Below are 21,462 nucleotides of genomic sequence, written 5' to 3'. Positions count from 1 at the left end.
CCGCGCACCCCGGGTGCGCGGGGCCCGGTCGCGGTCAGTGCGGGAGGACCGGCTCCAGCAGCCGCTCGGCGAGGCGGCGCAGGTCGTCGTCGCCGACGCCCCACTCGCGCAGCCGGCCCGCCGCGCCGGCGGGGTGGGCGTCGAGGTCGTCGAGCACGGCCTCCAGGGCGGCGGCGTCCACCCCGAGCAGCGCCTCGTCGTCGGGCTCGGGCTGGCCCCAGGCGCGCAGCCGGTCCCACAGCGTCGGCAGGACGTCGTTGGTGCGCAGGTAGTCCGCGACGACCGTCGCGCGCGGCACGTCCAGCACGGCCAGCAGTACCCCGACCACGATCCCGGTCCGGTCCTTGCCCGCGGCGCAGTGCACGAGCACCGGGGCGGGCGCGTCGGCGACGGTCCGCACGATCCCCGCGAGCTCGGCGCCGGCCTCGGCCGCCAGCAGCCGGTAGGCCCACCCGAGCCCCTTCTTCCCGGCGGCGGCCGTCGCGACCCGCTCCGGGGTCAGCGACGCGCCGAGCGGGACCGGACGGACGTCGGCGACGTCGGCGAGCGGATGCGGCTCGCCGGTCTCCGCCGCCGAGCGCAGGTCGACGACGGTCCGCGGCGGCCACGGCGATCTCTCGGGCAGATCGAGGGCCCGAGCGTCGCGCGGGTCGCCCGGGCGGGGCGCGTCGGACCGGTAGAGCACCCCGTGCCGGACGCGATAGCCGTCCGTCGTGCGCAGACCACCGAGATCACGCAGGTTCGCCGGGCGCCGGGCCGCGGCGCTGGAGAGGAATGCCGTCACCCGACCAGGGTCGGTGATCTCCCCGTGGCCGCGCCGAGGGTCGTGACCAGGGGCATCGGTGGTGTCGGTCACGCGGGACCCGGCGCACGGACCGCACCGGGACATGGCACACTGGTCGATCGACGGCCGTCGGCGACGACGCACGGCCGCGAGCCCCGGAGGTCTGGGTTCACCGGCACATCATCTGGATCGAGATGCCGCACGCGGGCCTGGCGGGCTGGGAGAGCGGGCGAGAGCCGCCCGACGACACAGCGCACCCCCCTGCGCACGCCATTTGAGGACCGAGTGAGCATTCTGCTGGACCAGCACCCCGACCTGAACGACTCCGGAGACGAGATCACCACTTCCGCCGCCATGACGGACACCGACGACGCCACCACCCCCGACACGACCGCCGCCGCGGAGAGCACTGCCTCCGGCGACGGGGCCGAGGGCGTGGGTGTCGAGGACGCGCGCACCGAGGACGCGGGCACCGAGGACGCGGGCACCGCCGACGAGCCCGTCGACGACACCCCCGCCGGCCTGACCTTCGCCGACCTGGGCCTCGCGCCGCAGCTGCTCGACACCCTCGAGAAGCTGGGCTACGCCTCGCCGAGCCCGATCCAGGCCGCCGCGATCGGCCCGCTGATCGCCGGGCGCGACCTGCTGGGCCAGGCCGCCACCGGTACCGGCAAGACCGCCGCGTTCTCGCTGCCGATGCTGCAGCGCCTGGCCGACGGCCGCACCTCCCGCTCCCGCGGCGCCAAGCCCTTCGGACTGGTGCTCGCCCCGACCCGTGAGCTGGCCATGCAGGTCGGCGACGCGGTCTCCAAGTACGGTGCCGCGCTCGGCGCCTCGGTCGCCTGCGTCTACGGCGGCGCGCCCATCGGCCCGCAGCTGGGCCAGCTCCGCCGCGGCGTCGACATCGTCGTCGCCACCCCCGGCCGCGCCATCGACCTGGTCAACCGGGGCGCGCTCGCCCTGGACGCGATCGAGGTCGCCGTCCTGGACGAGGCCGACGAGATGCTCGACATGGGCTTCGTCGAGGACATCGAGACGATCCTCGGCGCGACGCCGCGGGGCCGCCAGACCGTGCTGTTCTCGGCGACCATGCCGGGCCGCATCCAGAGCCTGGCGCGGACCCACCTGAGCGACCCGGCCGACATCCGGATCAAGAAGGAGGCCACGCCCGAGGGCGAGGCCCCGCGGGTCCGCCAGACCGCGTACCACGTGCCCCGCAGCCACGTCACCGTCGCGCTGGGCCGGGTGCTCGAGATGGAGCAGCCGACCGCGGCGATCGTGTTCTGCCGCACCCGCGCCGACGTCGACGCCGTCACCGAGACCCTCACCGCGCGCGGCCTGCGCGCCGAGGCGCTGCACGGCGGCATGGACCAGGAGCACCGCACCCGGGTCGTCGAGCGCCTGCGCGCCGGCCGCACCGAGCTGCTGGTCGCCACCGACGTCGCGGCCCGTGGCCTGGACATCGACTCGCTGACCCACGTGGTCAACCACGACGTGCCCTCGTCGCCGGAGTCCTACGTGCACCGCATCGGCCGGGTCGGCCGGGCGGGACGCGAGGGCGTCGCGATCACCCTGGTCACCCCGGGGTCGGTGCGTCACCTGCGCAACATCGAGCGCCTCATCGGGGCGTCGGTGCCCAGCGCGCCGGTGCCCTCGCCGGAGGACCTGCGCACCGTGCGGCTCGCCCGCACCGCGCTGGCCCTGCGCGAGCAGGCCGGTCAGGACGCCGACACCCCGCCGCAGGACGGCGTGGAGCAGCTCGTCGTCGAGCTGGCCCGCGACCACGACCTCGCCTCGATCGCCGCCGCGGCGATCCGGCTCGCCCGCGCCGGCAACTCGGTGCCGGACGACGAGATCGAGATCCCGCAGGTCCGCTCGCGCGGTGGCCGTGACAGCGGCCCCGGCGACCGTGGCCCGCGCCGCGACCGCGACGGCCGTCCGGGCGGTGCTCGCGGCCAGGGCGCCCGTCCGCCGAAGGCCGGGGCGACCCGCCTGTTCGTCTCGGCGGGCCGTGCCTCCGGTGTGCGCCCGCAGGACATCGTGGGCGCGCTGGCGAACGAGTCCCGGCTGTCCGGCCGCGACATCGGCGCCATCCAGATCCACGAGCGCCACTCGCTGGTCGAGGTGCCCGAGCACGCCGCGGACGACGTGCTGCGTTCGCTGCGCGGCGCGACGACGCTGAAGGGCCGCAAGGCCAACGTGCGTCGCGACCGGGACAACGCCGGCGCCCGCTGACACACGGCACACGACAGGGGCCCCGCGCGATCCGCGCGGGGCCCCTGTCGTCGTCGGTGGGGGAGGGAGAGTCAGCGCACCTCGACCCGGTCACCGTGGGCCAGCTTGCCGAAGAACACCGTCGCGTCCTGGTTGCGCAGCTTCACACAGCCCGCGGACCCGGAGTCGCGGTCGCCCTCGTGGAAGGCGATGCCGCCGGGGGCGAAGAAGACCGACCACGGCATCGGGGCGCCGTCGAACTCGGCGGAGTGGTGGTCGCGGTCCTTGTCGTAGACGGCGAAGTCCCCGGTCGGGGTCTCCGTGCCGTGCCCACCGGTGGCGACGTCGACGGGGCCGTAGGTGACCTTCCCGCCCTTCATCAGCCACGCCTGCTGGGACTCCAGGTCCACACAGGCCTTCGCCGTCGCCGAGCACGGGGTGCCGGCGACGCCGGAGCCGGTGCCGGCGGCGACCGCGGTGCCCGCGGCGCCCAGCCCGACGACCAGTCCGGTGGCCGCGACGACCAGCGCGCGGCGGCGACGCACCCGTCGAGTACTACGGGGAGTGGGTTCGTTCGTGTGCGCCATGAGCGTCGCTCGGGTCCTCTCGGGTGAATGACGGTGCTGCCGGAGAGTCCAACGATCACCCGTAGCAACGGGTACGCCCGGACGGGCTATCCGGTGCGGCCGGAAACGGGCCTGCGCCGGTGATGTGCGGCAGGATCGGCCCCGTCCCGACACCGGAGTCCGGCCGAGGAGCGCGCATGGCCACCACCAGTTCCCGCAAGCCCCGCAGTCATCAGGTCACCGACGGCATCGGCGCCACCGCCGCCCGCAGCATGCTGCGCGCGGTCGGCATGCGCGACGACGACTTCGCCAAGCCCCAGATCGGCATCGCCTCGTCCTGGAACGAGATCACCCCGTGCAACCTGTCGCTGCAGCGGCTCGCGACCGCTGCGAAGGAGGGGGTGCACACCGCGGGCGGCTACCCGATGGAGTTCGGCACGATCTCGGTGTCCGACGCCATCTCGATGGGACACCGGGGCATGCACTACTCGCTGGTCAGCCGGGAGATCATCGCCGACTCGGTGGAGACCGTCGTCGAGGCCGAGCGGCTCGACGGGACGGTGCTCCTGGCCGGATGCGACAAGTCGCTGCCCGGGATGCTGATGGCCGCGGCCCGGCTCGACCTCGCCGGGGTGTTCGTCTACGCCGGATCGATCATGCCGGGCCGGGTCGGTGACCGGGAGGTCAACATCGGCGACGCGTTCGAGGGCATCGGTGCGTGCGCGCGCGGCCTGATCACCCCCGACGAGCTCGACACCCTGGAACGGGCCATGTGCCCGGGGGAGGGCGCCTGCGGCGGCTTCTACACCGCGAACACGATGGCCGCGGCCGCCGAGGCACTCGGGATGGCGCTGCCCGGCTCGGCCAGCCCGCCCGCGGTGGACCGTCGTCGCGACGGCGTGGCCCGCGCCTCCGGCGAGGCCGCGGTCGGCATGATCGCCCGTGGCCTGACGGCGCGGTCGGTGCTGACCCGCGAGGCGTTCGAGAACGCGATCGCCGTCGTCATGGCCTTCGGCGGGTCCACCAACGCGGTGCTGCACCTGCTCGCCATCGCCCGCGAGGCCGAGGTGCCGCTGACCCTGGACGACTTCAACACCGTCGGCGACCGGATCCCGCACCTGGCCGACGTCAAGCCGTTCGGGCGGCACCTCATGTACGCCGTCGACCAGGTCGGGGGCGTACCGGTGGTGATGAAGGCACTGCTCGACGCGGGCCTGATCCACGGCGACGCCCGCACCGTCACCGGCCGCACGGTCGCGGAGAACCTCGCCGAGCTCGACCCGCCGGGCCTCGACGGCTCGGTCATCCACGACCTCGCCGACCCGATCCACCCCACCGGCGGCCTCACGATCCTGCGCGGCTCGCTCGCACCCGACGGCGCGGTCGTCAAGTCCGCCGGGTTCGACGCCACCACCTTCACCGGCACCGCCCGCGTCTTCGACGGCGAGCAGGGCGCACTCGACGCCGTCGACGCCGGCGAGATCGGGCCCGGCACGATCGTCCTGATCCGCTACGAGGGCCCCCGCGGCGGGCCCGGGATGCGGGAGATGCTCGCCGTCACCGGGCGGATCAAGGGCGCGGGCCTCGGCAAGGACGTCCTGCTGGTCACCGACGGCCGCTTCTCCGGTGCCACGACCGGGCTGTGCGTCGGGCACGTCGCACCCGAGGCCGCCGACGGCGGACCGATCGCGCTCGTCCACGACGGCGACACGATCACCCTGGACATGAAGGCCCGCACGATCGACATCGGCGTCGAGCCCGCCGAGCTGGAGCGGCGGCGCGCGGAGTGGACGTGCCCGGAGCCGACGAACCGGCGCGGGGTGCTGGGCAAGTACGCGAAGCTCGTGTCGTCCGCGGCCGACGGGGCCGTCTGCGGCTGACCCGCATGGCCGGCGCGCCCGACCGACGGGCGCGCCGGCCGCGACGCACCCGACACCGCCCCGACACAGGGCCGCAACATCGGTCCCGCAGGCTGGTGGTGATGAGCACCGATCCCGGGACGACCAACGGCCTCTACCGGGTGCGGGTGCGGCTGCCCGACGAACCCGGTGCCCTGGCCGGGCTGACGGCGGCGCTGGCGCAGGTGCGCTGCAACATCCTCGCCCTGTCGGTGCACGGTCAGGACGCGCGCTCCGTCGTCGACGAGCTGCTGGTGTCCGGGCCGTGCAGCGTCGGCGAGCTGTCGGTGGCGGTCTGCGGGGCGGCCCCCGACGGCGGGGTCCTCGTCATGACCGCCGACCCGCACGACCTGGTCGACCCGCCCACCCGGGCACTGGACATCGTCGCCGCCGGTCAGAGCCCCGCCGACGGGATCGCCGCGCTGCTCGGCGCGTCGGGTGTCCGGACGCCGGGCCCGGACGAGCCGGGTGCGCGCGACGAGCACGACCTGGAGCTGACCGCGCCCGACGGCTCCCGGCTGGTCGCCCGGCGGGCGGCACCGTTCACCGTCACCGAGGTGGCCCGGGCCCAGGCGTTCCTGCGCGCGGTCGCGACGCGCCCGGAGTCCGACCCGCGCGGCTGGGCCGGGGCGTAGCGCACTCGGCGCACCGCAGGCGCCGGTCGGCGTGGCACGGAGGTCACGGCACCGCCACCGCTGGCATCCTTCCGGCAGGACGATCGAGAACGGGCAGTACCCACACGGCCTCCGGCGGGCGTCCTCACCATCGCGAAACCGCCGCGACCCGTGGCGGCAACGATGGACGGTGATCGTTGCGTCATGGAGGCCGGTATGGGTGAGCTGTCGTCCCCGCGGGATCGGGATCGGGACCGGGTGGGTGTGGTCGTGCCGTACGACTTCGCCCTCGACCGTGAGATGTGGCGGTGGGTCCCCGAGCGGGTCACCCTGCACGTGACCCGCACACCGTTCGTCGCGACCCCGGCCGACGCCGCGCAGGCCCGGCTGATCTCCGACCCGGCCATGGTCCGGCAGGCCGCCCGCGACGTGTTGACACCGGGGCCCGCCGTGGTCGCGTACTCGTGCACCTCGGGCAGCTTCGTCGGTGGCGTGGCGGGGGAGGCCGCGCTGCGCGACGCGGTGCTGGCCGCGGGCGCGCCGGCGGCGGTCACGACGGCGGGGTCGCTGGTCGCGGCGTGCGCCGAGCTGGGGGTCACCCGGCTCGCCGTCGCCACCCCCTACGTCGACGACCTCACCGCGCTGCTCGCCGACTTCCTCGCCGGATCCGGTGTCGAGACCGTCGCCCGGCACGGCCTGGGCCTGCTCGGCCACATCTGGACGACGAGCCCGGAGCAGGTCGCCGCGGCCGTGCGCGCCGCGGACCACCCCGACGCGCAGGCGGTCTTCGTCTCCTGCACCAACCTGCCCACCTACGACGCGATCGCCGTGCTGGAGCGCGAGCTCGGCAAGCCGGTGCTCACCGCGAACCAGGTGACGATGTGGGCCGCCCTGCGTGCGGCCGGGCACTCCGCCGTCGGCCCCGGGCAGACCCTCGTCGACGGCCCGTCCGTCCCGCCCGTGCTACGGGTGGTGGACGCCGCGGCCCCCGGCAGGACGGATCCCGGCCCGGCGGACCTCGACCCGGTGGTCCTCGCGACCGCGGCCGGGCCGGGACCGGCGCCGCTGCTCAAGGTCCGCGTCCGGCTGCCCGACGAGTCCGGTGCGCTGGCCCGGCTGACCGCGGCCGTCGCCGAGGTCGGCGGCAACATCCTGTCGCTGTCGGTGCACGGCCGCGACGCGGGCACCGTCGTCGACGAGATGCTCGTCGGCGGCGGGGTGACCGCGGACCGGCTGTCGCGGGTGATCCGGCGACGGCTGCGCGGGTCCGGCCCGGACACCGTGCAGGTCACCCCGGCCGACCCGCACGAGCTGGTCGACGGACCCACCCGGGCGCTCGACCTCGTGGCCGCCGCCCGCGGCCGCGACGGGCTGTTCGACGGCCTCGCCGCGCTCCTGCACGCCGACGAGGTCGGCACCGGCCCGGTCGCGGCCGGGACGCACGTCCTGGAGCTCACCGCCCCGGCCGGCCCGCCGGTGCTGGCGGCCCGGGACTGGGCGCCGTTCACCGTCACCGAGCGGGCCCGCGGCGAGGCGTTCCTGCGGGCGGGCGCGGCGACCCCGCCGCCCCGGGCGACGGTGCTGCTGCCCGGCGGGGCCGAGCTCGTCGCGGAACCCGCGGCGGGGGAGGAGACCGCCGAGCTCGACGTGCTGCTGCGGACCTGCCTGGCCGGGGAACCGGCCGTGGACTGGACGGCCGCCGACCTCGCGGGGCTGCTGGCGCCCGTCGCCGGACCGGCGCTGCTGCTGCGCACCGCCGCCGGCGACCTGGTCGGCGTGGCCGCGCTGCTCGGCACCGACACCGGCGTGCCCGAGCCCGTCGTGGTGCTCCACCCGTGTCTGCGCGGGGCGGGCGTCGGCCGGTGGCTGCGCGGTCGGCTGGGCTCCGGGGTCGCCGCCTAACCTGCGGGGGTGCCCGACCACGCCCCGCACGACCACGCCCCGCACGACCCCGCCCCGCACGACCCCGCCCCGCACGACCCCGCCCCGGACGACCAGGCCCTGTCCGACCGCAGCGGACCCCGTGCCGACCCCGGTGAGCCGGGCCCCGGCGGGCTCCCCGACGACTGGGAGGCCTGGCGCGGCCGGGTCGACCTCGACGACTACGACCGCAGGTGGGCGGCGATGGCCGCGGCCGGGGAGAACCCGCACGGCGAGGCCGACCTGGTCTGCGCGCTGCGCGGGGACGGCCCCGTCCTCGACGGCGGCTGCGGCACCGGCCGCGTCGCGATCGAGCTGGACCGGCGCGGCGTCGCGGTCGTCGGCGTCGACCCGGACCCGGACATGATCGCCGCGGCGCGGGCCAAGGCGCCCGCGCTGCGCTGGGTCACCACCGGCCTGGAGACCCTGGACCTGCCCGAGCGGTTCGGGCTGGTCGTGCTGGCGGGCAACGTGATCCCCTACGCCGAGGACCGCGTGGGGGTGGTCGCGGGCTGTGCCCGGCACCTGCGTCCGGGCGGCCTGCTGCTGGCCGGGTTCGCCGCGCAGCCGGGCTGGCCCACCCCCGACGACCACGACGCCTGGTGCGCCTCCGCCGGGCTCGACCCGGTCGCGCGGTGGTCCACCTGGGACCGTGCACCCTGGTCCGGCGGCGACTACGTGGTCGCCCTGCACCGCCGCGCCTGACCCGGGCGGCTCAGGGCCGGTCGGGAACCCGGCAGAGGACCTCACCGTGCGGGATGACGATCCAGCCGTCGGGGTGCGCCGCCCACTCCCGCCACGCCGCGGAGATCCCGTCCAGCTCGGACTCCCCGGCCAGCCCGCGCTCGACGGCCATCCGGCCGACGCCGGTGTGGATGCGGTCGGCCCACATCCCGCCCCAGGCGGCGCGGGCCTGCGGGGTCGCGTGGCACCAGACCGACGCCGACGGCGTCACCTCGGTGAATCCGGCCGCGTGCGCCCAGCCGAGCAGCCGTCGTCCGGCGTCGGGCTCGGCGTCGTTGCCGCGGGCGACGGCCCGGTAGAGCTCCAGCCAGCGGTCCAGCCGCGGGTCGTGCGGCCACCAGTGGAACCCGGCGTAGTCGGCGTCGCGGGCGGCGACCAGGCCGCCCGGCCGGGCGACCCGGCCCATCTCGCGCAGCACCGCGACCGGGTCGGACACGTGCTGGAGCACCTGGTGGGCGTGCACGACGTCCCAGGTGTCGTCCGGGTCGGACAGGGCGTAGCCGTCGTCGACGGCGAACTCCACCTCCAGGCCGCGGGCGGCGGCACCGGCGCGGGCCTGCTCCAGCGGTCCGGGCACCACCTCGACGCCGCGGACCCGGCCGGGCGCGACCCGCTCGGCTAGGTCCGCGGTGATGCTGCCGGGGCCGCAGCCGACGTCGAGCAGGCTGGTGCCGGGCGTGAGCCGGTCCAGCAGGTAGGCGCACGAGTCCTCCGCGGTGCGGGCCGCGTGCGACCGGACGACGACGCCCGGATGACCGTGGGTGTAGGTGTCGCGGGGCACGGGGTCAGCCTGGCACGGCGTTCAGCCGGGCACGCGGCGGATCCGGATCGGGCCCTTGGCCGTCGACGGGTCCACGACCCGGCCGGACTGCACGATCTCGACGCGTCCGGCGTCGACGAGCCGGCGCGCGGCCATCCGCGCCGGCTCCATGAGGTCGCGCCAGCCGTCGGGGTCGACGGCGCGGGCCGCCTCGGACGGGCAGATCGTCGCCCCGCCCCGGCGCCGGTCGAGGAGCCCGGTGATCGCCGACTCCAGCTCGGTGTCGACCGGGCGGACCTTGCGCCTGCGGCAGCCCTGGGAGCAGTAGCGCACCTGCTCCCAGTCGTCGGCCCACTTCTTCCGCCACTCGATCCGCCGCCCGCAGACCACGCAGCTCTTCTCCTCCACGACCGCCATGGTCGTCCCGCCCGCGGCGCTCCGCTCGCCGAGAATTATCAGGTGCCTTATTCTCAGGGGCGTGGCGCGGGTGGGGAAGCGGGTACGGCAGTGGCTGGTCTTCGTGCACGTCGCGGTGTCGGTGGGGTGGATGGGCGCGGGCGCGGCGAACGTCGTGCTCGCCGGCGTCGCGCTGGGCGCGGACCCGGCCACGGCGGCCGCCGCGTACCGGTTCGTCGACGTCGTCGACTGGTGGCTGGTCATCCCGCTGGCGTTCGCGGCGCTGGTCAGCGGGGTGGTCGTCGCGCTCGTGAGCCCGTGGGGCCTGACCCGGTACTGGTGGGTGCTGGTCAAGCTGGTGCTGACCGTCGCGGTGATCGTGTGGAGCACCCTGGCGGTGGGGGTGTGGGTGGAGCAGAGCGTGGTGGCGTTCGCGGCGGGGGACTCCACGAGCCCGGTCGGGCGGGCCCTCGTCACCGGCGCGGCGCTGAACATCGCCGCGTTCCTGTTCATGACCTGGGCCTCGGTCGCGACGCCGTGGGGCCGCACTCCGTGGGCACCGGCGCGGCGTCGCGCCGGGCGGGCCGCCGCGGCCCGGACCCCGGCCTGAGCAGCGCCCCCGGGCCGCGGCACCGCCGGGCCGGGGGTCAGCTGCGGGCGAGCACGGCCGCGTCGAGCGCCTCGCGCATGGCGGCCTCCGGACCGGGACGTCCGGTCATGAGCTCGACCTGCGCGACCGCCTGCTGCAGCAGCATCTCCAGGCCGGACACGATCCGCGCCCCGGCCGCCGCCGCGCCGCCCGCGACCACCGTCGGCCACGGCGCGTAGACGGCGTCGAGCAGTACGGTCCCCGGCCGCCAGCGCGCACCGGCCAGTGCGTCGGCCGCCCCCGCCGGGAGGGTGGAGACGACCGCGTCGGCGCCCTCGAGCAGCCGCGCCGCGGCGGGCGGGTCGGTGAGCACCGCGTGCACCGTCACCTCGGTGCCGAGCCGCTCGGCCGTCCCGCGCAGCGCAGAGGTCCGCCCCGCGTCGCGGACCAGGACGTCGACGGCGTCGACCTCCATGTCGTGCAGCGCGGCGACGGCGGCCTGCGCGGTCCCGCCCGCCCCGAGCACCACGGCGCGCCCGCCCCCCGCGCCCGCGGCGCGCAGCGAGCGCGCGATGCCGGTGACGTCGGTGTTGTGCGCGGTCGCACCGGTGCCCTCGAACACCAGGGTGTTGCCGGCGCCGATCGCGGCCGCCCCCGGTGCGACGTGGTCGGCGACGTCGAGCAGCACCCGCTTGAGCGGCATCGTCAGCGACAGCCCCGCCCACTCCGGGCCGAGCCCGGCGACGAACCCGGCCAGACCCGCCTCGTCGACCTCGTGCCGGTCGTAGTGCCAGCCGGTCAGCCCGAGCGCGGTGTAGGCGGCGTTGTGCAGCGCGGGCGAGAGCGAGTGGGCGATCGGGGAACCGAGGACGGCGGCGCGGCGGACGGGGGACGTGCTCATCCGAGCAGTATCCCGTGGCGGCTCAGACCGCCCGCGACGGCTCCCGCTGCGCGGCCCCCACGGTGCGCCGGGCCCGCGCCCAGCTCCACCAGCCGTGCACGACCAGCCCGGCGAACACGACGTAGACCGCGGCGGAGAACCACAGCCCCGAGGCCAGCTGCAGCGGCACGCCGACGGCGTCGACCAGCAGCCAGATCACCCAGAACTCGATGAACCGCAGACCCTGGGCGAGGAACGCGACCGCGGTGCCGACGAAGATCGCGGCGTCCGGCCAGGGCGCCCAGCTGGCGTCGAGCGCCTCGAGGACCAGTGCCATCACGACGGTGCCGCCGACGAGCAGCCCGACCAGCCCGAGCCGCTGCGCGGTGCTCGCCTGGCGCACCGCGAGGCCGTAGACCGGGTCGCGCCTGCGCAGCCACGCGACGAGCCCGAACACCGAGATGGCCAGCACGATGACCTGCCGGAACGCGAGCCCGCCCAGGTGAGCCGAGGCGTAGACGGTGAACAGCAGCACGCAGGCCGCCATCTGCACCGGCCAGGTCGCGAGGCTGCGCCGGCGCGCCAGGAACACCACGGCGATGGCGCCGATCTGCCCGACGAGCTCGGCCCACGACACGAACTGCCCGAACGCGGTCAGCCCGTGGTGCAGCAGGAGGTCCACGACGGTCCCCTTCCCGGACGCGGCGGGCGCGCCCCGTGTCAGCAGACAACGACGGGGCCGGCCCCGCCCATCCCCACCCGGTCCGGTGTGAGCGGACCCACACCGGCCTCGGACCGGCTGGACGCCGAGCCGGTCGCGGCGCACCCGGGTGACCGCACGGCTGTCGACCGGCACCACGACGACGTCGTGCGGGTCGACTCCGCACCGCACCGGCTTCACCGTCCGCCCCCATGGCGACGACGGTTCGCCACCGGGTGGGAGGCTGCACCGTGTGGGTGGTTCGGAGCGCACGGTCCTGATCCTGGGTGGTCGCAGCGAGATCGGGCTGGAGGTCGCCGAACGGCTCGCCGCCGGGGACACCGACACGGTCGTGCTGGCCGCGCGCCGCCCCGGGGCGCTGACCGCGGAGGCGGCCCGGGTCCGGGCCGCGGGCGCCACGGTGGACACCGTCGCCTTCGACGCCGACGACCTCGCAGGCCACCGCCCGCTACTCGACGACGTGACGGCGCGCCACGGCCGGATCGACGTCGCCGTCGTCGCGTTCGGGATCCTCGGCGACCAGGCCCGCGCCGAGACCGACGCCACGCACGCCGCCGCGATCGTGCACACCGACTACCTCGCCCAGGTGCACCTGCTCACCGAGCTGGCCCAGGTGCTGCGCGCGCAGGGGAGCGGGACGCTGGTCGTCTACTCCTCGGTGGCCGGCGTGCGGGTGCGGCGCGCCAACTACGTCTACGGCAGTGCCAAGGCCGGGCTCGACGGGTTCGCCTCCGGCCTGGCCGACGCGCTGCACGGGACCGGGGTGCGGCTGGTGCTGATCCGCCCGGGGTTCGTCGTCGGCCGGATGACCGAGGGGATGAGCCCGGCGCCGCTGTCGTCGACGCCCGCGCAGGTCGCCGACGCGACGGTGCGCGCGGTCCGGCGGGGGCGGGGCAACGCCGACGTCTGGGTGCCCGGCACCCTGCGGCTGCTGTTCCTCGGGCTGCGGATGCTGCCCCGCGCCGTCTGGCGTCGGATGCCCCGTTAGCGACACGGTCTACAGGCGGACGGTGTCCCGCGATCTGCGTGTGGCACTTCCCCTGGAGTGACCGGGCTCATATCGTCGCGCGCATCCTGTTGGACGACGACGTCTGAGGTGAACCACCGTGGGACACACCCGTGGAGCAATCGTCCGGAGTGCTCCGGGCAAGTACGAGGTCGTCGACCTCGAACTCGACGAGCCGCGCGCCGGCGAGATCGAGGTCAAGATGGTCGCGTCGGGGCTGTGCCACTCCGACGACCACATCGCCACCGGGGACATCCCGGTCGGGACCTACCCGTTCGCCGGTGGCCACGAGGGCTCCGGCATCGTCACCCGCGCCGGGGCCAACAAGAAGGGCCTCAAGGAGGGCGACCACGTCGTCTTCTCGTTCCTGCCCTCCTGCGGGCACTGTCGCTGGTGCGCCAGCGGCATGCAGAACCTCTGCGACCTCGGCGCGGGCCTGCTCGCCGGCACCCGCTGGGAGGAGCCCACCACCCGCCTGCGGCTCGCCGACGACGGCACCCCGGTCGGCCAGATGTGCGGCATCTCGACCTTCTGCGAGACCACCCTGGTCTCCGAGGACTCCTGCGTGAAGGTCCCCGACGACATCCCGCTCGAGGTCGCCTGCCTCGTCGGCTGCGGCGTCGGCACCGGCTGGGGCTCCGCGGTCAACGCCGGCGGCGTGCAACCGGGCCACACCACGATCGTCATGGGCATCGGCGGCATCGGGATCAACGCGGTCCAGGGTGCCTCGCACGCGGGCGCGGCGAACATCATCGCCGTCGACCCGGTCGCGCTGAAGCGTGAGAAGGCCCAGGAGCTCGGCGCCACGCACGCGGTGGAGACGATGGAGGAGGCCACCGAGATCGCGAAGCAGTTCACCAACGGTCAGGGCGCCGACCAGACCATCGTGACCGTCGGCGTCGTCAAGCCCGACCACGTCGGGCAGGCGATGGCCTCGATCCGCAAGGCGGGCACCGTCGTCGTCACCGCGCTCGGTGACATCAACTCCACCGAGCCGCTGCCGGTGTCGCTGGCCGACGTCACCCTGTTCCAGAAGCGCATCCAGGGCGCGATGTTCGGCATGTCCAACCCGAACTGGGACATCCTGCGCCAGCTGGAGCTCTACCGCGCCGGCGCGCTGAAGCTCGACGAGCTGGTCACCACCACCTACACACTGGACCAGGTCGCGACGGCCTACGAGGACATGCACGCGGGCAAGAACATCCGGGGCGTCATCCGCTACTGAGCACTGGCAGGCTCCGGGGCATGGTCTACGTACTCGACGGACACAACGACCTGCCCTGGGCGCTGCGCGAGCTCTCCGGCGGCGACCCGGCGCGCGAGCCGGACGTCGCCGCCGGGGACCCGCGGCTGCACACCGACCTCCCGCGGCTGCGGGCCGGCGGGGTCGGCGCCCAGTTCTGGTCGGTCTACGTACCCGGCGAGCTGGGCCACGACGAGGCCGTCACCGCGGTGCTCGACCAGGTGGACCGGGTGCGGCGGCTGCTCGCCGCCCACCCGGACGCCCTGGCGTTCGCCGACACCGCCGACGACGTCGACGCCGTCGTCGGCTCCGGGCGGGTCGCCTCCCTGATGGGGGCGGAGGGCGGGCACTGCATCGCCGACTCCCTCGCCGTGCTGCGGGTCCTGCGCGGGCTCGGGGTCCGCTACCTGACCCTGACCCACAACCTGAACAACAACTGGGCCGACTCGGCCACCGACACGCCCCGCCTCGACGGGCTGTCGGAGTTCGGCCGCGGGGTCGTCGCCGAGATGAACCGCATCGGCATGATCGTCGACCTCTCGCACGTCGCTCCGGCGACGATGCACCAGGCCCTCGCCGTCACCACCCGGCCGGTGCTGTTCACCCACTCCGGCGCCCGCGCCGTCACCGACCACCCGCGCAACGTGCCCGCCGACGTGCTGGAGGCGCTGCCCGGCAACGGCGGCGTGGCCATGGCGACGTTCGTGCCGCGCTTCGTCTCCGCCGCCGTGACCGAGTGGGACCAGCGGCTGGGGGAGGCGATGGCCGACGCCGGGGCCGACCACCGCGACCTCGCCGCCCGCAACCGGTTCGTCGAGACCTGGGACGGGCCCGTGCAGCCGCGCGCCACCCTCGCCGACGTCGTGGCGCACGTCGAGCACCTGCGCGAGGCCGCGGGCATCGACCACGTCGGCATCGGCGGGGACTACGACGGCACCACCGACCTGCCCGACGAGCTCTCCGACGTGTCCACCTACCCGCGCCTGCTCGACGCACTCGCCGACCGCGGATGGAGCACGGAGGACCTGGCGAAGCTGGCCCACCGCAACGCGTTGCGGGTGCTGCGCGACGCCGACGCCTGAGCGGCCCGGCAGGGGGTCACGGCGTCCCGGCGGGGCGCGGGCCGGCCAGGGCCGTCGCCGCCGACGCCGCGATCCGCAGCGAGCCGACCGCCGTCGGGTGGAACGGGTCGGGGGTGGCGAGCCCCATGATGTCCGGCGGCATCCGGTCGCGGTCCGGGTCGCACAGCGGTGCCAGGGCGGGCGCGGCGGTGCCGAACCCGAAGCGGGCGGCGCCGTCGGCCAGCACGTCGTTGAGCCGGCGGTTCCGCTCGGCGAGCAGGTCGAGCTTGGCCTGGTCCAGACCCGGGGTGCCGGCCGGGCCGCGCATGTCCGCGCAGGTCGGGTCGAACCGGGCCGGGAACGGGTCGTAGGACAGGGTGACCACCACCCGCGGGCGCCCCGGCAGCGTGTCGAGGTCGGTGAACAGGGCGCCGACGTCACGGGCGAACCCGGCGAGGCGGGACTCGAACTCGCCGTCGGAGAGCCGGTCGTCGCAGGTGGCGAGGCCGTAGCAGTACAGCAGGAAGTCCGACCAGGCCAGGTCGTTCGGGCCGACCGCGACGACCACCCACTGCAGGTTCCGGACCTGCTTGAGCCGCCCGACCTGGGGGTCGACGGTGACGCCCTCGCGCAGCTGCGGCCCGCGCAGCCCGGTTGCGACGCCCGCCCCGGCGCAGGCCAGGTTCAGGACGTCCTCGCCGCGCAGCCGGGCCAGCTCGGCGGCGGTGGAGTCGGTGCTGCGCCCGCAGGCGCGGTCCTCGGGGGTGACGGTGCCGTCGTCCTGCCGCAGTGGCGGGCCGCCGATCCGGGCCGCGCGGGAGTCCCCGATCACCGCGCCCGCGACCCCGGTGACCGCGGGCCCGACCGGCGACGGGGTGACCGTCGCCGCCCCGACCAGGTCGGTCAGCGAGGTGACCCGCCCCAGACCGGTGAGGGTGCCGTGCAGCGCGGCGACCCCGGCGCCCGCCCACAGCAGCACCGAGGCGGTCACCGCGACGACGGTCATCCGACCGATCGGCCCGGCCAGGTCGTCCCAGTGCACCGGCCGGTACCGGCGGGTGCGGGTCCGGCGCAGCGCCAGCAGCAGCCGTGCGGTCGCCGTCAGCCCGCTGCCCAGCAGCGCGACCAGCACCATGCCCGCGGCGCCCCACAGGTACCAGGTCACGAACCCCTCACCGAGGTCGCGGACCGCGTCGCCCGCGCCGTCGACCGTGTGCGGGCCCAGCACCGGGCCGTTGTCGGCGGGCCGCTTCAACGGCCCGATCGACAGCCGCGGCCGGATCGGACCCCACACCTGCACGGTCGTGAGGTCGAACTCGGCGTTGCCGAGCTGGGCGATCTGCGCGGGCCCCGACAGCGTCAGGGGCGGCACCCGGGCGCCCACGCCGACGTCCTGGCCGAACACCTCGACGTGGTTCTCCGGCGTCAGCAGGATCACCAGCGGGACGCCGACGACGGCGATCAGCCCGAGCAACGCCAGTGTGGGCAGCGACCGGGCCTCACGCAGCAGCGCGCGGGGCCAGGACCGGGAGGTGGGACGGGCGGCCACCGTCAGTGTGCGGGGCGGGACACGGGGTGGTGGGGCACGGCCCCATGGTGGCCCGGGGGAGGGGCCGGAGTCACGGACGTCGTGGGGTGGCGTCGGACTCCCCGGCGCGCGGCCGCGCTGTGTCAGATTCCCGGGCTCCCCGGCGCCCGGGTCCCCCGCAGCCGCGGGGCGAGCCGCGCCGCCGTGACGGCGCCGGGGCCGTCCCGGTCGACGTCGTCCGCGAGGGCGTCCGCGTGCCCGACCAGCCCGTCGAGGTCCAGCCCGGCCGGGACGGCGACGTCGAGCACCCGCCACAGCCGGACGCCCTCCGCGCCGCGGCGCAGCAGCGCGACGGCGCCGCGGGCGTTGCCGCGCTGGGCATGGGTCAGCCCGACCGCGAGCTGCGCCAGCGCCCGCCACAGGTCGCGGGTGTCGTCGCCCGCGTCCTTCCAGGCACCCTCGAGGATCTCGTGGGCGTTGAAGGGCAGGCCCGAGTCGAGCAGACGCTGGGCCTCGGTGACGGCGTCCGCGGGGGAGAGCACCAGGTCCTCGGGCACCCGCTCGACGCCGGGTGCGCCGTGCGGGAGCGGGCGCCCGGCGGCGTCGCGGGGGCGGGCGTTGCGGGCACGGCCCCGGTCGTCGCGGTCGCGGGAACGGGTCATGGCTGCGAGGGTGCCAGCTCTCCGGTTAGCGTGCGTCATGATCACCGAACTGTTCGACGTCCGCGGCAGGGTGGCCGTGGTCACCGGCGGCACCAGCGGCATCGGCCGCATGATCGCGGGCGGTCTCGCCGAGGCCGGGGCGCGGGTCTACGTGTCCAGCCGCAAGGCCGACGCCTGCGCCGACACCGCCGCGGAGATCGGCGGCACCGGCATCGCCGCGGACCTGTCGTCGGAGGACGAGTGCGTCCGGCTGGCCGCCGAGGTCGGGGAGCGCGAGGAGCGGGTGCACCTGCTCGTCAACAACGCGGGCGCGACCTGGGGTGCGCCGCTGGAGGAGTTCCCGGCGCACGCCTGGGACAAGGTGCTCGACCTCAACCTGAAGGCGCCGTTCTTCCTGACCCGGGCGTTCCTGCCGCTGCTGGAGGCCGCCGGGTCGGCCGAGGACCCGGCCCGGGTGATCAACATCGGCAGCATCGACGGGCTGCGCGTCCCCGAGCTGCCGAACTACAGCTACTCGGCCAGCAAGGCCGGGGTGCACCAGCTGACCCGGGTGCTGGCCCGCGACCTCGCCGGCCGCGGGGTCACCGTGAACGCGATCGCGCCGGGGCCGTTCCCGTCGCGGATGATGCGCGCCACGCTGGAGGCGGCGGGCGACGAGATCGCCGACTCCACCCCGCTCGGACGCCTGGGGAAGCCGTCGGACGTCGTCGGGGCGACGCTGTTCCTGGCCGGGGCCGCCGGGTCCTACGTGACCGGCGCGGTGCTGCCGGTCGACGGGGGGATCTGGACGACGCGCTGAGCCGTGCCGCGGGCCGGCCCGGTCAGCGCTCGTGGGCGACGAGGGTGAGGGCCAGTTCCACGACCGCGGAGCCGTCGGGTCCGTCGGTGGGCCACACGGTCTGGCGCAGGGCGTCGGTGCCGTCCAGCGGGTCGGGCAGCCCCGCGGCCTCGCGGGCGGACAGCTCGTGCATCAACGCGATCATCGCGGGGTGCGGCAGTCCGTGGCCGGTCGCGTCCTCCGGCCCCCGATCCCAGCGTGCGACGAGCTCACGACGCCTCGACAGGGTCCCGGTACGGACGGGCAGGTCCTCGACGGTCGTCGGCAGCCCCTGCGGGGCCGGTGCGGTGAGTGGCCAGCACAGCGTCACCAGGGCCGCGCCGTCGTCGCCCTCGGCCATCGCCGTCCACATCGGCTGCTGCGGCGACGCCCCGGCGTGCTCGAGCTCGGCGCGCAGCCGTCCGGCGGCCCGGGACAGCGCCGCGTCGGCCCCGGCGGTGGTCTCCGGATCGTCGGGTACGGGGACGCTCAGCTCGACGCCGGCCCAGTGCCGGGCGTCGACGTCCCGCTCGAGGACCGGACCGGGGTCGGCGAACGCGTCGACGAACACCTCCGCGGCGGCGAGGGCGGCGTCCTGTGCGGCTCGGGCCGCGGCCAGCTCGGAGCGGAACCCGGCCATCGCCGCGCGGGCGTCGGCCGGGGAGGTCAGGGCGGCCCGGATCCGTTCCAGGGGCATGTCCGCCGTGCGCAGGGCTGCGACGAGCACGGCGTCAGCGAGCTGCCCGTTGCCGTAGGACCGGTGCCGGGTGAACGGGTCGACCCGGGTCGGCCTGATGAGGTCGCGCTCGTCGTAGTGCCGCAGGGCCTTGACGGTGAGGCCGGTGATCCGGGCGAACTCCCCGATGCTCAACATGGTCGCAGTGTGGGACCTCCCGTCGGGGGAGGAGCAAGCCTCACCCGGACTCCAGCGGCCCCAGCTCGGCGACGAACTCGTCGAGGAACCGGGCCCAGTCCCGCGCCGGAGCGGCGGGGCGCACCACGAACTTGGTCAGCCCGCCCTCGACGTGGCGGCGGATCTGCTCGGCGGCGCCGTCCCAGCCGCGGGCGACCAGCTGCTCCGGGTCCGCGTCGGGCCGCTGCTGGGCGGCCCGGTGCAGCGCGTGGTCGGCGGCGGTGCCGGACCCGTCGCCGGGCAGCACGACGGTGACGTTGGTGCCGTAGTGGTCGTCGTCGATCGCCCGGCCGGCATCGCGGGCGGCGGCCTCGATGACGGTGCGGGCACGGGCGGACTCGTCGGGGGTGAGGAAGCTGCCCAGCCAGCCGTCGGCGAGCCGGCCGACCCGGCGCAGCCCGACCTCCGCGCGACCGCCCAGCCACAGGTCGAGCGGGCGGGCCGGGCGCGGCGCGACGGTCGCGTCGTCGAGGGTGAAGAACTCGCCGTGGTGGGTCACCGACTCCTCGGACAGCAGCCGTCGCAGCACCACGAGGGACTCCTCGAACACCGCCGCCCGGGTACCGGGGACGGGGAACAGCTGGCGCTCCGACGGCGTCGCCGCCCGGATGCCGAACGCGGGCAGGATCCGCTTCGGCGCCAGCACCGCCAGTGACGCGAGCTCGGCCGCGAGCAGCATCGGGTTGCGGCCGGGCAGGATCGTGACGCCGGTGCCGACCTTGAGCGTCCGGGTCCGGGCGGCCGCCCAGGTGGTGCCGACCAGCGCGTCGACCCCGGGGGCGGAGACGAGGTCGGGCAGCCACAGCGAGTCGACGCGCGCGCGTTCGAGGGCGTCGACGAACTCGTCGAACTCCGAGCCGGGGTCGGTGGCGCGAAGCCCCACCGAGCCGACGCCGATGCGGACCTTGCCGTGCGGGGACGTCACCACGCCGGTCGACGCTACCCCGCGTCAGCGGCCCCGGCGCGGGTCGCGACCGCTGTTGCCGAGCGCCCGGTGGAACGCCGGTGCGTCCTCCGCGACGGGGACGACCGGCCCGAACAGGCCCTCCCGGGACGCCTCCTGCCCGGGCGCGGACATCGCGGTGGTGAACTCCAGAACGGCGGCGACGGCGTCGTCGTCGGGGACGAACGGGCGCCCGGTCGCGACGGCGAGGTCCCAGCCGTGCAGGACCAGCTCGTCCAGGGCGATGACCCCGGCGACGTCGGCGGGCAGGTCCAGACCGCCCGCCGCGGTGAACCCCTCCCAGGCGGCCGGCTCGCGCCAGGCCTGCGCCAGTGCGTCGAGCCGGGCCGGGACCGCGGTGCGCCAGTCCGCGACGAGGTGCGCGGCGTCGGCGCTCGGCGCGGTACCCGCGGCCTCGGGGGACTTCTGCGCGGCGACCCGGAACGCCCACGCCAGACCGTGCAGGTGGTCGAGCAGGGCGGCGACGGTCATGCCGTCGCAGGGGGTCGGGTCGTGGAGCTGGTCGTCGCGGACACCGGTGACGACGTCGGCGACGGCGCGGGCGGTCGGGGCGAGATCGAGCACGGGTGCCACCTCCGGTCGGGTCGGCGCCCCACGGTCGCGGGGCCCTGCCTGCTCCGACCGGCCACGGTGCGGGAACTCATCGCACCGCGTGTCTTTCGACACCCGGTAGAAGGTGGTGCGGCGGATACGGCAGAGTGGACTCCGACGTCCCGCCCGCCTGGAGGAAGCACCCGTCATGAACGACCCGACCCTCGTCGCCAAGGCCTTCCGGGTCGTGGCGGTCGCCGAGGCGCTGTCCTGGACCGGCCTGCTGATCGGCATGTTCTTCAAGTGGGTGCTGGCCACCACCGAGGTCGGGGTGCAGGTCATGGGGCCGATCCACGGGGCGCTGTTCGTCGCCTACGTGCTGGTCACGCTGTGGACCGCCCGGCTGTTCCGGTGGGACCTGCGCACCACCGTGATCGGTCTGCTCGCCAGCATCCCGCCGCTGACGACGATCTGGTTCGAGCGGCGCGCCGGGGCCACCGGCCGCCTCGACCCGGCCCGCGGCCGGCCCGTCGTCGGCTGAGTCCTCCCGGATTCCCGTGCCGCTCTTGACGGTAGAGGTAAGCCTAGGCTAACTTCAGTTCGTCGCTTCGTGGTGGGAGCGGCGCGTCAGTTCGGGAGACACGGCCCGGC

Annotated in this window: 21 protein-coding genes and 1 pseudogene; 11 read left to right on the top strand and 11 right to left on the bottom strand. The window is 75.7% G+C overall.

The genetic code is table 11. The features are described from left to right. Positions 1-34 precede the first annotated feature (34 nt). Positions 35-784, bottom strand: a complete 750-nt coding sequence (locus ZF1_RS16290) for a tyrosine-protein phosphatase (protein ID WP_482637680.1) — start codon at positions 782-784, stop codon at positions 35-37. Positions 785-1,069: 285 nt separating this feature from the next. Here ZF1_RS16290 and ZF1_RS16285 point away from each other — a divergent pair, with 285 nt between their 5' ends. Continuing rightward, positions 1,070-3,019 (top strand): DEAD/DEAH box helicase, encoded by a 1,950-nt coding sequence (locus ZF1_RS16285; RefSeq protein ID WP_482637679.1) that lies wholly within the window; start codon positions 1,070-1,072, stop codon positions 3,017-3,019. Between the two features lie 71 nt (positions 3,020-3,090). Here ZF1_RS16285 and ZF1_RS16280 read toward each other — a convergent pair whose 3' ends face one another. Continuing rightward, positions 3,091-3,543: a L,D-transpeptidase gene (locus tag ZF1_RS16280; protein WP_346108707.1), complete on the bottom strand. Its 453-nt coding sequence runs from the start codon at positions 3,541-3,543 to the stop codon at positions 3,091-3,093. 218 nt (positions 3,544-3,761) lie between these two features. Here ZF1_RS16280 and ilvD point away from each other — a divergent pair, with 218 nt between their 5' ends. The 4 genes and pseudogenes from ilvD to ZF1_RS16260 all read left to right on the top strand — a co-directional run bounded on the left by ilvD (position 3,762) and on the right by ZF1_RS16260 (position 8,701). Continuing rightward, the gene (ilvD, locus tag ZF1_RS16275) at positions 3,762-5,444 is read left to right on the top strand and encodes a dihydroxy-acid dehydratase (protein ID WP_482637678.1); all 1,683 of its coding nucleotides are present in this window, start codon (positions 3,762-3,764) and stop codon (positions 5,442-5,444) included. Positions 5,445-5,545: 101 nt separating this feature from the next. Then, on the top strand, positions 5,546-6,097 hold the full coding sequence (locus ZF1_RS16270; RefSeq protein WP_251782292.1) for an ACT domain-containing protein: 552 nt from the start codon (positions 5,546-5,548) through the stop codon (positions 6,095-6,097). Positions 6,098-6,292: 195 nt separating this feature from the next. Further along, a pseudogene (locus ZF1_RS16265) lies at positions 6,293-7,012 on the top strand (maleate cis-trans isomerase family protein); the annotation flags it as partial. Between the two features lie 975 nt (positions 7,013-7,987). After that, positions 7,988-8,701 carry a class I SAM-dependent methyltransferase gene (locus ZF1_RS16260; RefSeq protein WP_482637677.1) on the top strand — a complete coding sequence of 238 codons (714 nt, stop codon included), beginning with the start codon at positions 7,988-7,990 and terminating at the stop codon, positions 8,699-8,701. A gap of 10 nt (positions 8,702-8,711) precedes the next feature. Here ZF1_RS16260 and ZF1_RS16255 read toward each other — a convergent pair whose 3' ends face one another. Further along, positions 8,712-9,521 (bottom strand): methyltransferase domain-containing protein, encoded by an 810-nt coding sequence (locus ZF1_RS16255; protein ID WP_482637676.1) that lies wholly within the window; start codon positions 9,519-9,521, stop codon positions 8,712-8,714. A 21-nt stretch (positions 9,522-9,542) separates the two neighbouring features. Further along, entirely contained in the window at positions 9,543-9,908 is a 366-nt protein-coding gene (locus ZF1_RS16250; protein WP_238590033.1) for a DUF2256 and DUF3253 domain-containing protein, read from the bottom strand. Between the two features lie 70 nt (positions 9,909-9,978). On the opposite strand from ZF1_RS16250, the gene ZF1_RS16245 reads away from it, so the two are divergent. Further along, positions 9,979-10,506 carry a hypothetical protein gene (locus tag ZF1_RS16245; RefSeq protein ID WP_208819165.1) on the top strand — a complete coding sequence of 176 codons (528 nt, stop codon included), beginning with the start codon at positions 9,979-9,981 and terminating at the stop codon, positions 10,504-10,506. A gap of 37 nt (positions 10,507-10,543) precedes the next feature. Here ZF1_RS16245 and ZF1_RS16240 read toward each other — a convergent pair whose 3' ends face one another. Continuing rightward, the gene (locus ZF1_RS16240) at positions 10,544-11,386 is read right to left on the bottom strand and encodes a shikimate dehydrogenase (protein ID WP_482637675.1); all 843 of its coding nucleotides are present in this window, start codon (positions 11,384-11,386) and stop codon (positions 10,544-10,546) included. 22 nt (positions 11,387-11,408) lie between these two features. Continuing rightward, positions 11,409-12,047, bottom strand: coding sequence for a nicotinamide mononucleotide transporter family protein (locus ZF1_RS16235; RefSeq protein WP_226357436.1), 639 nt, complete (start codon positions 12,045-12,047; stop codon positions 11,409-11,411). A 271-nt stretch (positions 12,048-12,318) separates the two neighbouring features. Here ZF1_RS16235 and dprE2 point away from each other — a divergent pair, with 271 nt between their 5' ends. The 3 genes from dprE2 (at position 12,319) to ZF1_RS16220 (ending at position 15,417) form a co-directional block, all read left to right on the top strand. After that, on the top strand, positions 12,319-13,074 hold the full coding sequence (dprE2, locus tag ZF1_RS16230; RefSeq protein ID WP_482637674.1) for a decaprenylphospho-beta-D-erythro-pentofuranosid-2-ulose 2-reductase: 756 nt from the start codon (positions 12,319-12,321) through the stop codon (positions 13,072-13,074). 118 nt (positions 13,075-13,192) lie between these two features. Next, the gene (locus ZF1_RS16225) at positions 13,193-14,317 is read left to right on the top strand and encodes an NDMA-dependent alcohol dehydrogenase (RefSeq protein ID WP_482637673.1); all 1,125 of its coding nucleotides are present in this window, start codon (positions 13,193-13,195) and stop codon (positions 14,315-14,317) included. Positions 14,318-14,337: 20 nt separating this feature from the next. Further along, the gene (locus ZF1_RS16220) at positions 14,338-15,417 is read left to right on the top strand and encodes a dipeptidase (RefSeq protein WP_482637672.1); all 1,080 of its coding nucleotides are present in this window, start codon (positions 14,338-14,340) and stop codon (positions 15,415-15,417) included. Between the two features lie 16 nt (positions 15,418-15,433). On the opposite strand, the gene ZF1_RS16215 is transcribed toward ZF1_RS16220, so the two are convergent. After that, entirely contained in the window at positions 15,434-16,945 is a 1,512-nt protein-coding gene (locus ZF1_RS16215; protein ID WP_482637671.1) for a GDSL-type esterase/lipase family protein, read from the bottom strand. Between the two features lie 122 nt (positions 16,946-17,067). Beyond that, positions 17,068-17,586 (bottom strand): DUF309 domain-containing protein, encoded by a 519-nt coding sequence (locus ZF1_RS16210; protein ID WP_482637670.1) that lies wholly within the window; start codon positions 17,584-17,586, stop codon positions 17,068-17,070. A 37-nt stretch (positions 17,587-17,623) separates the two neighbouring features. Here ZF1_RS16210 and ZF1_RS16205 point away from each other — a divergent pair, with 37 nt between their 5' ends. Next, a complete protein-coding gene (locus ZF1_RS16205) occupies positions 17,624-18,385 on the top strand; it encodes an SDR family oxidoreductase (RefSeq protein WP_482637669.1) in 762 nt (253 codons plus the stop codon). A gap of 22 nt (positions 18,386-18,407) precedes the next feature. On the opposite strand, the gene ZF1_RS16200 is transcribed toward ZF1_RS16205, so the two are convergent. From ZF1_RS16200 to ZF1_RS16190, 3 genes are read right to left on the bottom strand one after another with little or no spacing between them, the layout of a single operon-like run. Further along, entirely contained in the window at positions 18,408-19,277 is an 870-nt protein-coding gene (locus ZF1_RS16200; RefSeq protein ID WP_482637668.1) for a MerR family transcriptional regulator, read from the bottom strand. Positions 19,278-19,317: 40 nt separating this feature from the next. After that, positions 19,318-20,244 carry a TIGR03854 family LLM class F420-dependent oxidoreductase gene (locus tag ZF1_RS16195; protein ID WP_482637667.1) on the bottom strand — a complete coding sequence of 309 codons (927 nt, stop codon included), beginning with the start codon at positions 20,242-20,244 and terminating at the stop codon, positions 19,318-19,320. Positions 20,245-20,265: 21 nt separating this feature from the next. Beyond that, the gene (locus ZF1_RS16190; RefSeq protein ID WP_482637666.1) at positions 20,266-20,844 is read right to left on the bottom strand and encodes a TIGR03086 family metal-binding protein; all 579 of its coding nucleotides are present in this window, start codon (positions 20,842-20,844) and stop codon (positions 20,266-20,268) included. Positions 20,845-21,019: 175 nt separating this feature from the next. On the opposite strand from ZF1_RS16190, the gene ZF1_RS16185 reads away from it, so the two are divergent. Next, positions 21,020-21,352: a DUF3817 domain-containing protein gene (locus tag ZF1_RS16185; RefSeq protein ID WP_208819174.1), complete on the top strand. Its 333-nt coding sequence runs from the start codon at positions 21,020-21,022 to the stop codon at positions 21,350-21,352. The last annotated feature ends 110 nt before the right edge of the window (positions 21,353-21,462 follow it).

The sequence above is a fragment of the Pseudonocardia sp. ZF1 genome (assembly GCF_056835605.1).
This window is presented reverse-complemented; position numbering and strand designations above follow the sequence as displayed.

Excerpts from the sequence above, each read along its gene's own strand:
- ilvD (WP_482637678.1), top strand. The coding sequence starts at position 3,762 with ATGGCCACCACCAGTTCCCGCAAGCCCCGCAGTCATCAGGTCACCGAC.
- ZF1_RS16270 (WP_251782292.1), top strand. The coding sequence starts at position 5,546 with ATGAGCACCGATCCCGGGACGACCAACGGCCTCTACCGGGTGCGGGTG.
- ZF1_RS16240 (WP_482637675.1), bottom strand. The coding sequence starts at position 11,386 with ATGAGCACGTCCCCCGTCCGCCGCGCCGCCGTCCTCGGTTCCCCGATC.
- ZF1_RS16220 (WP_482637672.1), top strand. The coding sequence starts at position 14,338 with ATGGTCTACGTACTCGACGGACACAACGACCTGCCCTGGGCGCTGCGC.
- ZF1_RS16210 (WP_482637670.1), bottom strand. The coding sequence starts at position 17,586 with ATGACCCGTTCCCGCGACCGCGACGACCGGGGCCGTGCCCGCAACGCC.
- ZF1_RS16205 (WP_482637669.1), top strand. The coding sequence starts at position 17,624 with ATGATCACCGAACTGTTCGACGTCCGCGGCAGGGTGGCCGTGGTCACC.
- ZF1_RS16200 (WP_482637668.1), bottom strand. The coding sequence starts at position 19,277 with ATGTTGAGCATCGGGGAGTTCGCCCGGATCACCGGCCTCACCGTCAAG.
- ZF1_RS16185 (WP_208819174.1), top strand. The coding sequence starts at position 21,020 with ATGAACGACCCGACCCTCGTCGCCAAGGCCTTCCGGGTCGTGGCGGTC.